Source organism: Rhizobium sp. 25PS6 (assembly GCF_032464655.1).
GTDB lineage: Bacteria > Pseudomonadota > Alphaproteobacteria > Rhizobiales > Rhizobiaceae > Rhizobium > Rhizobium laguerreae.
The window spans coordinates 1-13147 of record NZ_JAWDIV010000017.1 but is presented as its reverse complement, the minus strand read 5'-3'; the positions used below and the strand labels follow the sequence as shown (position 1 = coordinate 13147).

The window sequence follows — 13147 nt, the reverse complement described above, 5'->3', positions numbered from 1 at the left end:
CCCGCCTCTGTATTCCGCGGTTATCAAATAACGGTCTTCAGGAAACACCATGCGAACAGATACCGGCCAGGTCATTCATCTGGCAGATTACCGTCCCACCGACTTCGTGCTGGAACGTGTGGACCTGACCTTCGAACTCGACCCGACGGAGACAAAGGTCGAGGCACGTCTGATCTTTCATCGTCGCCCGGGCACCGATCCGGCCGCGCCGATCGTTCTCGACGGCGACGAACTGATGCTGTCGGGGCTGCTGTTGGACCAGGTGGAACTGGACCCTTCGCGTTACGACGCAACACCGGAAAGCCTGACGGTGCGCGACCTGCCGGAGAGCGCGCCCTTTGAACTGACGATCACCACCGTCATCAACCCTGAGGCCAACACCAAGCTGATGGGCCTTTACCGCACCGGCGGCATCTACTGCACGCAGTGCGAGGCGGAGGGTTTCCGCCGCATCACCTATTTCCCCGACCGGCCCGACGTGCTTGCGCCGTTCACGGTCAACATCATCGCCGACAGGGACGCCAACCCGCTGCTTTTGTCGAACGGCAACTTCCTCGGCGGCGCCGGCTATGGCCCCGGCAAACATTTCGCCGCCTGGTTCGATCCGCATCCGAAGCCGAGCTATCTCTTCGCGCTCGTCGCCGGCGATCTCGGCGTCGTCGAAGACACGTTCACGACCATGTCCGGCCGTGAGGTGGTGCTGAAGATCTATGTCGAGCACGGCAAGGAGCCGCGCGCAGCCTATGCCATGGACGCGCTGAAACGCTCGATGAAGTGGGACGAAGAGAGGTTCGGCCGCGAATACGATCTCGACATCTTCATGATCGTCGCCGTCTCCGATTTCAACATGGGCGCGATGGAGAACAAGGGCCTCAACGTCTTCAACGACAAATACGTGCTTGCCGATCCAGAGATCGCCACCGATGCCGACTATGCCAATATCGAGACGATCATCGCGCATGAATATTTCCACAACTGGACCGGCAACCGCATCACCTGCCGCGACTGGTTCCAGCTGTGCCTCAAGGAAGGCCTGACGGTCTATCGCGACCACGAATTCTCTTCCGACCAGCGCTCGCGCGCCGTCAAGCGCATTGCCGAAGTGCGGCACCTGAAATCGGAGCAGTTCCCGGAGGACGGCGGCCCGCTCGCCCATCCGGTGCGGCCGACGACATATCGTGAGATCAATAATTTCTACACGACGACCGTCTACGAAAAGGGCAGCGAAGTCACGCGCATGATCGCGACGCTGCTCGGCAAGGACGGCTTCAAGAAAGGCATGGACCTCTATTTCGACCGCCATGACGGTGAGGCCGTGACGATCGAGGATTTCGTCAAATGCTTCGAGGATGCAAGCGGTCGCGACCTCACGCAATTTTCGCTCTGGTACCATCAGGCCGGCACGCCGCTCGTCACCGCATCGGGCAGCTATGATGCGGTGGCCGGCAGTTTCACACTGTCGCTCGAACAGATGATCCCGGCAACGCCCGGCCAGCCGAGCAAGGAACCGATGCATATTCCGCTCAGTCTCGCACTGTTTGGCGAAAACGGCGACAAGATCGAGCCGACTTCGGTCGATGGCGCGGAATATGCCGGCGAGGTGCTGCATCTCACAGGCCGCACGCAGACGGCCGTGTTCCATGGCGTTGGCTCGCGGCCGGTCGTTTCCATCAACCGCAGCTTCTCGGCGCCGATCAACCTGCATTTCGATCAGAGCCCGGCCGATCTCGCCCATCTCGCCCGCCATGAGACCGATCACTTCGCCCGCTGGCAGGCATTGACCGATCTGGCGCTGCCGAACCTCCTGAAAGCGGCACGCGACGCCCGCGAGGGCAAGCCTGTGATCTGCGAGGCGACCTTCGTCGAGACACTGATCGCCGCCGCCGCCGACGAGAGCCTCGAGCCCGCCTTCCGTGCCCAGGCGCTGGCTCTGCCGAGCGAATCCGATATCGCCCGGGAACTTGGCGGCAACAACGATCCCGATGCCATCCATGCCGGCCGGCAGGCGGTCCTGAAACAGATCGCCGATGCCGGAAAGGATGTCTTTGCCGGCCTCTACGCAGCGATGACGACATCAGGCGATTTCAACCCGGATGCGAAAAGCGCCGGCCTGCGGGCGCTGCGCAATAGCGCCCTCACCTACCTCTCGCATGCCGAACAGACGCCCGCCCGCGCCAAGGCCGCCTTCGATGCGGCCAACAATATGACCGATCTCAGCCATGCGCTGACGATCCTCGCTCATCGCTTTCCCGACAGCGCGGAGACGAGCGAGGCGCTCGCCGCCTTCCGTGACCGCTTCGCGGAAAATGCGCTCGTCATCGACAAATGGTTCGCGATCCAGGCCGGCATTCCGGGCGCAAAAACCCTGGGACGGGTCCGCGCGCTGATGGACGATCCGCTTTTCAAGCGCACCAATCCGAACCGGATGCGGTCGCTGGTCGGCACCTTCGCCTTTGCCAACCCGACCGGATTCGGCCGCGCCGATGGCGAAGGTTATCGTTTCCTCGCGGATCAGATTCTCGATATCGACGGGCGCAACCCGCAGCTTGCCGCCCGCATCCTTACCTCGATGCGCTCCTGGCGGTCGCTCGAGCCCGTGCGTGCCGATCACGCCCGCTCGGCGCTGATCGAGATCGAGCGGGCCGCCGATCTTTCGACCGACGTGCGCGATATCGTAGAGCGCACGCTTAAAGGGTAATTTGATTCGACCGCACATCAGGAGAAATTCGGCGGCCGGTCGCCCAGCACCTCGAATCACGTGGAAAAACCCGAAATTATAAATAGTTAACGGATTTTTACCTTTGCCTCTGGACAAGGCGAATCACCCATGATTCTCTAGGTCAGGTTCGAGCGAGCGGCGCGCGAATCACATGAGGAACAAGGCGAAGAGATGATGGACGTGCGGCGGGCAACCGTGGCCGGAGGACGGCTGCGTGTCGATTTTGACGGGCTGAAAGCCTGGCGCGACAGCCTTTCGGGCCATGCGACATCGGAACCACTTCTCCGTTATCTGCCGAAGGCCGAGCTGGTCTTGAAGCGGGCCATCCCAGCGCTGATCGTCGCCTTCCTCTCCGTCGTCGCCGCCTCGCATTTCTTTGGCATGATGAGCGAATATGGGCGGCTGGAGGCCTCGGCGCGCCATGCCACCGCACTTTCGGCGGCGACCGCCTCTGCGGTGTTTGCCGATGCGGCCGACATCTTCGACAGCGGCGATATCACCGGGGCGCAGGCCCGCCTTGCCAAATACCTGCCGCAGGACCGGCTGGACAGCGGCGCTTTCGTACTGCTGGTGCAGGCAAGCGGCAAGGTTTTTGCCGCGACCACCGCCGGGCTTTCGCATGTTGGCAGCAATGTCGGCGATTTCTTCCCTGAGGTCTCGGCGATCCGCCGCTTCGGCGATCGCGCCGGCGTCATCGAAACGACGATCGGCGGGGTGCCCTATTATGCCGAGATCACACTGATGGGCAATGCCGGCGGTTATATCGTCGCCGCCACCTCGCTCGACGAGGTCGGCCGGCTTTGGCGCGAGGAACTGGCGCTCAACGTCACGCTGTTTGCCGGGATCTCCTCGATCCTGCTCGTCATCCTCTATGCCTATTACACCCAGGTGAAGCGCGCCCGCGACGCCGACGACATCTTCGTGGAATCGAACCTGCGCGTGGAGACGGCGCTGTCGCGCGGCCGCTGCGGCCTCTGGGATTTCGATTTCGAGAGCCGCGAATTCTTCTGGTCGCGCTCAATGTACGACATGCTCGGCCTGCCGGGCTCCGACAAGACGATGGGCTTCGGCGACGCCGCGCGGCTGATGCATCCCGATGACGGCGGGCTCTACGAGATCGCGCGCGTCATCGGCAAGGGCGCGTCCGCCCAGGTCGACCAGATCTTCCGCATGCGCCATGCCGGCGGCCACTATGTCTGGATGCGGGCGCGCGCCCAGGTGATCCGCAGCAATTCCGGCCGTATGCACCTGATCGGCATCGCCATGGACGTGACCGAACAGCATAGGCTCGCCCAGCGCTACGCAGAAGCCGACCAACGCCTGGCCGACGCCATCGAATGCACCTCGGAAGCCTTCGTGCTCTGGGACAAGAACGATCGGCTGGTCATGTGCAACACGCATTTCCAGCAGGCCTATGGCCTGCCGGACAGCGTGCTCGTGCCCGGCACCGAGCGCTCGACCGTCAATGCCGCCGCCGCCCGGCCTGTCATCGAACGGCGGATTTCCGATGCCGACGGCTCCGGCTATTCGCGTACGACGGAGGTGCAGCTTGCCGACGAGCGCTGGCTGCAGATCAACGAGCGGCGCACCCGCGACGGCGGCAGGGTCTCGGTCGGAACCGACATCACGCTGATGAAACGCCATCAGGAGCGGCTGCGCGAATCCGAGCGCCGGCTGATGGCGACGATCGGCGATCTGTCCGCCTCGCGCCAGACACTGGAGATCCAGAAATCCGAGCTTTCGACGGCCAACGCCAACTATCAGGCGGAGAAGGAACGCGCCGAGGCTGCCAACAAGGCGAAATCGGAATTCCTCGCCAACATGTCGCATGAGCTGCGCACGCCGCTCAACGCCATCCTCGGCTTCTCGGAAATCCTGCAGAACCAGATGTTCGGTCCGCTCGGCTCGCTGAAATACGACGAATATGCCCGCGATATCCATGACAGCGGCAAACATCTGCTCAACGTCATCAACGACATTCTCGACATGTCAAAGATCGAAGCCGGCCATGTCAGGCTGCATTGCGAGCGCATCGATCTTGTGCCGCTGATTGAGGAAAGCCTGCGCTTCACCGCCATGCCCGCGGCTGAAAAGAACATCGTCATCGAACAGCGCATCTGCTCCGGTCTGACGCTGATGGCCGACCGCCGGGCGATGAAGCAGGTGCTGCTCAACCTGCTCTCCAATGCGGTGAAGTTCACCGACAATGGCGGCCGCATCGCGGTACGCACCCGCCGCGTCGACGGCGCCGTCGTCGTCACCATCGCCGACACCGGCATCGGCATTCCACGCTCGGCGCTGTCGAAGATCGGCCAGCCCTTCGAGCAGGTGCAGAGCCAATATGCCAAGAGCAAGGGCGGCTCCGGCCTCGGGCTCGCCATCTCCCGCTCGCTGACCTTGCTGCATGGCGGTCGCATGAAGATCCGCTCACGCGAAGCGGTCGGCACCGTAATCTCGCTGCGTATTCCCGACGATATCTAGACCCGACCTCATTTAGCCGGCCGATGCGGCGGTGAAAACCGCCAATTGGGCGGCGAAAGCACGCTTATATGCCGGCCGCGCTTCGCCGCGGGCGACATAGGCGGAGAGATTCGAATATTCTTCCAGTATGCCTGATCCTTTCAACCTGAGAAGCACCGTCACCATCAGCAGGTCACCGGCGCTGAACGCGCCGTCGAGCCAGTCGGCACCGCCAAGGCGACGGGAAAGATCGTCCAGCCGTTTCCGGATGCTGGCCTCGAGGGCAGAAAGGCGCTGGTCGTACCAAGGCTTGTCGCGCTCGAGGATCATGACGAGAGCGCGGTCGAAGATCGGTGTTTCCACCGTGTTGAGCGCGGCAAACATCCATGTGAGCGCGCGCGCCCGGGCATTCGCATCGTCCGGCAGCAGGCCCGGATGGCGCTCTCCGATATGAAAGACGATCGCTCCGGACTCGAATAAAGCGAGATCGCCTTCTTCATAGGTCGGGATCTGCCCGAAAGGCTGAAGTGCGAGATGCGCGGGTTCTCTCATCGTCTTGAACGAAACAAGACGAACGTCGTAAGGCTGGCCCACTTCTTCGAGCGCCCAGCGAACGCGCATGTCACGCGCCAGCCCCCTGCCGCGATCGGGCGACCGTTCAAAGGCAGTGATGGTAATCGTCATTGGTGTTCTCCATAGCTTTGTCCTGAAGACGACTGGCTAAACGAGAATCCGACAGGCCATGCTCGAGATAATCCTCGCGGTCGTTCCATCTGATGTGAGATCAGGCTTTCACGACATTCAGGAATATTTTCCGAACCGCTTTCGACAGCCGCTTCATTTCCGCTTCCAGTGTCTTGATGTCAGGGCAGTCGCCGGCGCGGCAGGCGAGTTCGACGAGGCCCGCCGGCGCATCCTTCGGATCGAACAGGCCGTCGATGGAGAGGCGGATCAGCTGCGAAAGTCGGGTATAAAGCGTGAAGGCCTCGAGGCATAGGTCGAGATCGACGGTTGCCATCAGCCGGTCGCCAATCACCTTCAGGGCCTCGCCGGTGCTCATCCCATTGACCGCAATGCCGACGCCCCTGGTCGGCGCGATCAGTGCGAGATATTGGGCGATGAATTCGAGATCGATGACGCCGCCGGGAATGAGCTTCAGGTCCCACGGGCTGGAGGGCGGCTTTTCCTTGTCGATCAATTCGCGCATCTCGGCGACATCATGCGCCACCTTGGCAATATCGCGATCGGCCGACAGCACCTCGCGGACGATGTGTTCCGCCTCGGCGATCAGGCTCTCATTGCCGCAAATCAGCCGGGCGCGGCTGAGCGCCATATGTTCCCAGGTCCATGCCTCTTCGCGCTGATACTTGCCGAAGGCATTGATGCGGGTGGCGACCGGCCCCTTGTTGCCGGATGGGCGCAGCCGCATGTCGACCTCATAGAGCACGCCTTCGGCGGTCGGCGCCGACAAAGCGGCCATCAGCCTCTGGGTGATGCGGGTGAAGTAACGCGTCGCATCGAGCGGCTTCGGCCCATCGGATTCGGAGGCCGCGTCGTCATAATCATAGAGCAGGATCAGATCGATGTCGGAACCGGCCGTCAGCTCGAAGCTGCCGAGCTTACCCATGCCGGCGACAGCGATGCGCCCGCCGGGATAGTCGCCGTGTGCTGCCCGCATCTCGCCGACCACGGCATCGAGTGCCGCCGCAATGATGAGGTCGGCGAGATGGGTGAAGGCGCGTGCGGCCATCACGCCGTTGATCGCGCCTGTGAGCAGGCGGATGCCGATCAGGAAGCGTTGCTCGGCGGCGAAGATGCGCAGCCGGTCGAGCACCTCTTCATAGTGGCGTGCCTGGGCAAGCGAGCCCTTCAGCCGTTCGCCGAGATAATCGCGCGTCGGCAGCTCGGCCATCAGGCCGGGATCGAGCATGCCGTCGAAGACATGCGGCTTGGCGGCGATCACCTCGGCAAGCCGGGGTGCGGAGGACATGATGTTGACGATCAGCGACAGCAGCGCCGGGTTGCTGCCGAGCAGCGAGAACAGCTGGATACCGGATGGAAGACCGGAGATGAAGCTGTCGAAGCGCAGCAGCGCCTCGTCGGCGCGCTTGCTTTCACCAAAGACCCGCAGGAGCTCCGGCGCCAGCTCCGTCAGCCTTTCACGCGCCTCGACCGATTGCGTCGCCCGGTAGCGGCCGTAATGCCAGGTGCGGATGATACGGGAAATATCGGACGGTCTGGTAAAACCGAGTTTCTTCAGCGTCTCCAGCGTATCCGGGTCGTCGCCCTGGCCGGTGAAGACGAGATTTCCGGTGTCGGTGGAAAGCCTGCTCTCCTGCTCGAAGAGGTGGGCATAACGCCGCTCGACCGTTTTCAGCACGCCGACCAGCCGCTCGGAGAAGCTCGGCGTGTCGGAAAAGCCCATCATGAAGGCGATACGCTTCAGGTCCGCATCCGTCTCCGGCAGCAGGTGGGTCTGCTCGTCGCGCACCATCTGGATGCGATGCTCGACATCGCGCAGGAACCAGTAGGCCTCCGTCAGTTCGTCGCGGGTCTCCGCGTCGATCCATTTCGCCTTGGTGAGTTCACCGAGCGTCTCCTCCGTCGCCCTGCCACGCAATGCCGGCATGCGACCGCCGGCAATCAGCTGCTGCGTCTGGACGAAGAATTCGATCTCGCGAATGCCGCCGCGGCCGAGCTTGACGTTATGCCCCTTGACCGCAATGGCGCCGTGGCCCTTATGCGCGTGGATCTGACGCTTGATCGAATGGATATCGGCAATCGCCGCGTAATCGAGATATTTGCGGAAGACGAAAGGGGCGAGCCCGCGCAGGAAATCGCCGCCCGCGGTCAAGTCGCCGGCAACGGCACGCGCCTTGATGAAGGCCGCCCGCTCCCAGTTCTGGCCCCTGCCCTCGTAATAGATCATCGCCGCATCGACCGGGATCGCCAGCGGCGTCGAGCCGGGATCGGGGCGCAATCTGAGATCGGTGCGGAAGACGTAGCCGTCGGCTGTCCGCTCCTGCAGGATGCGCACCAGCCGGCGCATCATTCTGGGAAAGACCTCGATCGCGTCATCGGGGTCGGGCACGATGCCCGCCTGTTCGTCGAAAACGACGACGAGGTCGATATCGGAGGAATAGTTGAGTTCGGATGCGCCGAGTTTGCCCATGCCGAGCACGATCAGCCCGGAGCCCTCGCTCGGTGCCGCCACATCCCGCAGCCTGAGCTTTCCACCCTCATGCGCCGAAAGCAGCAGATGGTCGATCGCGGCGGCAACCGAAGCTTCGGCAAGCTCGCTCAGCCAGGCCGTCGTCGCCCGCCCGTCGAAGATGCGCGCGAGATCGGCGAGTGCAACGAGGAAGGCCACCTTGCGCTTGATGATGCGCAGCCTGCTCATCACCACGGATTCCGAAAGTGCTGCCCCCTCGCCGTCCCGCTGCCAGCAGCGCCGCGCATCGGCGACCAGCGCCTCGATCTGCGGCTCCAGCGGTTGGGTGATGGCGCCGGCGAGGATGGCGGGATCGAGATTGACGATTTCGCGCAGATAAGGCGACAGCGTCAGCACGGCCGCGATGAAATCGCAAAGCGGGCTCTCCGTCTTCAGCATCGCCGCCACCGACGGCTCGTGTCTGCCGGCCTCCTGAAGGTCGGCCAGCGCCAGCTTCAACTCCGTCTGGTTCAGCGGACGCAGCAGCCCTTCGGCCACATTCTTCAGGCCATGCGTCGATTTCGTCAGCATGCACTCTCCCTGCTTTAGCGCCGAAGGAACGGTCCCGCAGAATCGCGGGAACGCCTCCTTCGACCAGCATTAAACTAGGGTCTTGGCGGCAAACCGCCAATATACGATTCAACCGATCGTGTTTCGGCGGAAAAGCTCAGGCAGCCTTGGCGGGGAAGATCATGCTGACGGTCAATCCGCGCTTTTCGGGCTTGTCGGGATCGGTATCGGAGAGTTCCAACCGGCCGTTGTGCAGCTCCATCACCGCTTCCACCAGCGAAAGCCCGAGCCCCGTTCCCGGCTTCGATCGGCTTTCATCGAGGCGGACGAAGCGCTTCACCACGTCGTCGCGCCTGTCGGCCGGAACGCCCGGCCCATGGTCGGCCACCGAAAGGCAGATGCCATCCGGGCGGCGGGCGAGCTTCAGCGTTACCTTGCCTGCTCCTTCCGTATCGGAGGAATATTTGATGGCATTGTCGAGCAGATTGAAGATTGCCTGGCCGATCAGCTCTCGATTGCCCTGCACCTCGACATCCGGCTCGATGCTGGAGCTGAGGCCGAGCCCGGCTTCCTCCGCTGCTGGTTCGTAGAGCTCGGCGCTGTCGGCGACGATGGCCGAAAGCTCCACGGGCGACATCTCGGCCGCGACCGATCCGGCCTCGACGCGGGAGATCATCAACAGCGCATTGAAGGTGCGGATCAGTTGGTCCGATTCCGAAATGATGCCTTCGAGGGCTGCGCGCCGCGCCGCGCCGTCACCGATGTCCAGCGCATCGGCCGCCTTGTTGCGCAGCCGCGTCAGCGGCGTCTTGAGATCGTGGGCGATGTTGTCGGAGACCTGCCGCAGGCCCTCGTTCAGCTTCTCGATGCGCTCCAGCATGGTGTTCAACGATATCGACAAGCGGTCGAATTCATCGCCGGATCCGCCCACAGGCAGGCGCTGCGACAGGTCTCCGGCCATGATCTTCTTGCTCGCATCCGACATGCGGTCGATGCGTTTCAGCGCGTTGCGGCCGATGGCGAACCAGATGATGATGGCGCCGAGCCCCATGATCGCCAAGGCAACCATCAGCGCCTGGCGCACCAGCAGACGGAAACGCTCGGGGTCGCCAAGGTCGCGGCCGATCAGGATTCTGAGGCCATTGTCGAGAACGAAGATATTGGCAATCGCCTTGTGGCGGCGCTCGATGCCGCTGTCGGTATAACGCTGGTAGCCGAAGGGCGCGGAGGTCCAGCCGATCTCCTCGAAGACCCCCGGCTGCACCGAGGCGACGTTGCCGGCGAGAATATCGCCTGAGGGACCGGCGATGATGTAGAGGTTGGCGCCCGGCTGGCGGGCACGCCGCTCCATCATGCGCAGCAGAAGGTTCATGCCGCCGGTGTCATAGGCGCGCTGCACCTGCTCCACCTCCTGCCTGACGGCGTCGCGAATCTGGCCCGACAGCAGCCTTTCCGACATTGCCGTCACATAGAAGACGAGCGTCGCGGCACAGATGGCGAAAAGCAGGATATAGAGTGCCGAAAGGCGGACTGCGGTGGACTTGAAGAGAACCTTGAAACGGCTCATCCCTCATCCTTGATCATGTACCCCGCGCCGCGAATGGTCTTCAGGAGCGGCTGGCTGTAGTCCTTTTCGATCTTCGAGCGCAGTCGCGAGACATGGACGTCGATGACGTTGGTCTGCGGGTCGAAGTGATAGTCCCAGACATTTTCGAGCAGCATGGTGCGGGTCACCACCTGGCCGGCATTCTTCATCAGATATTCCAGCAGGCGGAATTCGCGCGGCTGCAGCGGGATCTCCTTGCCGCCGCGGCGCACCTCGTGGGAGAGCCGGTCGAGTTCGAGATCGCCGACGCGATAGACGACGTCCTGATCCGGCGTGCCCTTGCGGCGGCCGAGCACCTCGACGCGTGCCAGCAACTCGCTGAAGGCATAGGGCTTCGGCAGGTAATCGTCGCCGCCGGCACGAAGACCGGTCACGCGGTCATCGACCTGGCCGAGCGCCGAGAGGATGAGGACCGGCGTATGGATGGCCTTGCGGCGCAACTCGCTGATGACGGAAAGCCCGTCCCGGCGCGGCAGCATGCGGTCGATGACGATCACGTCGTAGGTATTTTCCGACCCCATGAACAGGCCGCTCTCGCCGTCGCTGGCGTGATCGGCGACGATGCCCGCCTCGCGAAAGGCTTTCGTGAGGTAGACCGCGGCTTCGAGATCATCTTCGATGATGAGAATCTTCATGCGGCCGACATTACCCGCCGGCTGCGTTTCGGCAAGACTCAAAGCATCTTCCTGCGGGGCGGCGCTCATGGCGATCATCCTTCAAGGTCAGAAGAATCGAGCCGCGCGGAGTTTCGTCCGCACGGCTCCAAGTTGTCTTGAGGGATCAGCCCTGGCCGTTGATCGGAAGCGCGACGAAACGGCTTCCTTCATTGGACTGGATCTGGAAGAGCGCGCGGGTGCGCCCGTCCTTCTTGGCCTGGTTCAGCACCCTGACGACATCGTCGGGGCTGGCGACCTCCTGGTTGTTGACCGAAGTGATCTTTTCGCCTTCCTTGATGCCCTTGTCGGCAGCGTCGGAGTCCGGATCGATGCCTGTTATCGCCAGGCCCTTGCCATCGTCAGACGGGCCAACCGTCAGGCCGAGATCGGCAAGCGCCTTTTCGGAAGCCGGTGCCTCAGGCTGCTGCGGCTGGCTGTTGTCATCGGCGGACGCATCCTTCTGGTCGATCGGCAGCGTACCGAGTTCGACGGTGAGAGGCTGGGCCTTGCCGGCGCGCCAGACCGAAAGCTCGACCTTGCTGCCCGGCTGCATCGCGCCGATGCGGCGGCTGAGATCACGCGCATCCTTGATCGTCTCACCGTTCAGAGCGGTGACGACGTCGCCGGCTTTCATGCCGGCCTTGTCACCCGGCGAACCGGCCTGCGGGGCAACCACGAGGGCGCCGCTCGGCTCGGAGAGACCGATGGATTCAGCGATATCCTTGGTCACCGGCTGGATCTGCACACCCAGCCAGCCACGCGAGACCTGGCCGTCCTTCATCAGGTCGGCAACGACGTCCCTGGCGGTCGAGGCGGGGATGGCGAAGGCAATGCCGACGCTGCCGCCCGACGGCGAGAAGATCGCGGTGTTGATGCCGACGACTTCGCCGCTGAGGTTGAAGGTCGGACCGCCGGAGTTGCCGCGGTTCACGGCGGCATCCACCTGCAGGTAATCGTCATAAGGACCGGAGCCGATATCGCGGCCGCGGGCCGAGACGATGCCGGCTGTGACCGTGCCGCCGAGGCCGAAGGGGTTGCCGACGGCAACGACCCAGTCGCCGACGCGGACGTTGTTGTCGTCGGCCCAGTTGACGTAGGTGAACTTCTTGCCCTTGCCGTCGACCTTCAGCACGGCGAGATCGGTGCGCGGATCCTTGCCGATCAGCTTGGCATCGAGCTCGGTGCCGTCATTCGTGACAGCGACGAAGGCCTGGCCATCAGAAACGACGTGGTTGTTGGTGACGATATAGCCGTCCTCGGAGATGAAGAAGCCGGAACCCTGGGCGACGGGGCGGAGGCGACCCTTGCCGCCCGGACCATTCGGGCCGCCATTCGGTCCGTTCTGGCCGAAGCGCCGGGAATGGCCCTGCTGATCATTCGGATCCTGGCCGAACTGCTTGAAGAACCGCTTCAGCGGATGATCGTCGGGAAGGTCGTCGAAGCCGCGGCCGTTGAAATCGAAGGAGAAGCCGTCATTGTTGTCGGCGACGGGGTTGACGCGGTTTTCGACCCGGACGGAAACGACGGCCGGAGAAACGGCGTCGACGACATTGGCGAAGCTCGGAACGGCAGGCGCCTGAATCTTGACAGCTTCGGCATAAGACCGGGTGATTTCGAGCGGAACGCCGGTTGCGAGCACAGCGGCTGCGATACCGGCGACGGTAGAAGCCTTGAGCACAGTAGCGAGGGACGGACGTCCGTTGAAATTCTTGAGCATTGGAGCACCTTCTCTTGTTCTTAAACCTTCAGACCGGCGGCGCCGGATCAGTCGATGACGAAAGATATAGGACGCCGCACCTTACTGCGAACTGTCCGGCCAATGAAAAGTTCGTAATGTTTGCAAGGTTTGTTTTCGGCCAAACGTGCCGCCGGCCTCTCTGGCGGCTAGAAAATGCTCGCCTGCCGGCCAGCCTGGTCGATTATTTCCTGAGAAGCTCGCTCAACTTCGCCTGCTCGTCTGCCGTCAGCTTGCTGCCGGTCGGCTT

The 13147-nt window shown here is 62.9% G+C and carries 7 protein-coding genes and 1 pseudogene; 2 read left to right on the top strand and 6 right to left on the bottom strand.

What is annotated here, in order from left to right:
• The first annotated feature begins 49 nt into the window (after window positions 1–49).
• Together pepN and RWK44_RS23305 are read left to right on the top strand one after the other, a co-directional pair.
• Window positions 50–2698, top strand: coding sequence for an aminopeptidase N (pepN, locus tag RWK44_RS23310; RefSeq protein WP_316029455.1), 2649 nt, complete (start codon window positions 50–52; stop codon window positions 2696–2698).
• Between the two features lie 192 nt (window positions 2699–2890).
• Entirely contained in the window at window positions 2891–5200 is a 2310-nt protein-coding gene (locus RWK44_RS23305; protein WP_020049247.1) for a PAS domain-containing sensor histidine kinase, read from the top strand.
• A gap of 12 nt (window positions 5201–5212) precedes the next feature.
• Here the strand turns inward: RWK44_RS23305 and RWK44_RS23300 are convergent, their stop codons facing one another.
• From RWK44_RS23300 to RWK44_RS23275, 6 genes and pseudogenes are all read right to left on the bottom strand, one after another.
• Window positions 5213–5863 carry a glutathione S-transferase family protein gene (locus tag RWK44_RS23300; RefSeq protein WP_168284177.1) on the bottom strand — a complete coding sequence of 217 codons (651 nt, stop codon included), beginning with the start codon at window positions 5861–5863 and terminating at the stop codon, window positions 5213–5215.
• A 100-nt stretch (window positions 5864–5963) separates the two neighbouring features.
• The gene (locus RWK44_RS23295) at window positions 5964–8921 is read right to left on the bottom strand and encodes a bifunctional [glutamine synthetase] adenylyltransferase/[glutamine synthetase]-adenylyl-L-tyrosine phosphorylase (protein ID WP_316029454.1); all 2958 of its coding nucleotides are present in this window, start codon (window positions 8919–8921) and stop codon (window positions 5964–5966) included.
• 136 nt (window positions 8922–9057) lie between these two features.
• Entirely contained in the window at window positions 9058–10467 is a 1410-nt protein-coding gene (locus RWK44_RS23290; protein ID WP_131641439.1) for a sensor histidine kinase, read from the bottom strand.
• Entirely contained in the window at window positions 10464–11219 is a 756-nt protein-coding gene (locus tag RWK44_RS23285; protein WP_017990850.1) for a response regulator transcription factor, read from the bottom strand. Before RWK44_RS23285 ends, RWK44_RS23290 begins: the two co-directional genes overlap by 4 nt.
• Window positions 11220–11286: 67 nt before the next feature.
• On the bottom strand, window positions 11287–12879 hold the full coding sequence (locus RWK44_RS23280; RefSeq protein WP_316029453.1) for a Do family serine endopeptidase: 1593 nt from the start codon (window positions 12877–12879) through the stop codon (window positions 11287–11289).
• Window positions 12880–13081: 202 nt separating this feature from the next.
• Window positions 13082–13147: pseudogene (locus tag RWK44_RS23275) on the bottom strand (cytochrome c-type biogenesis protein CcmH); the annotation flags it as partial.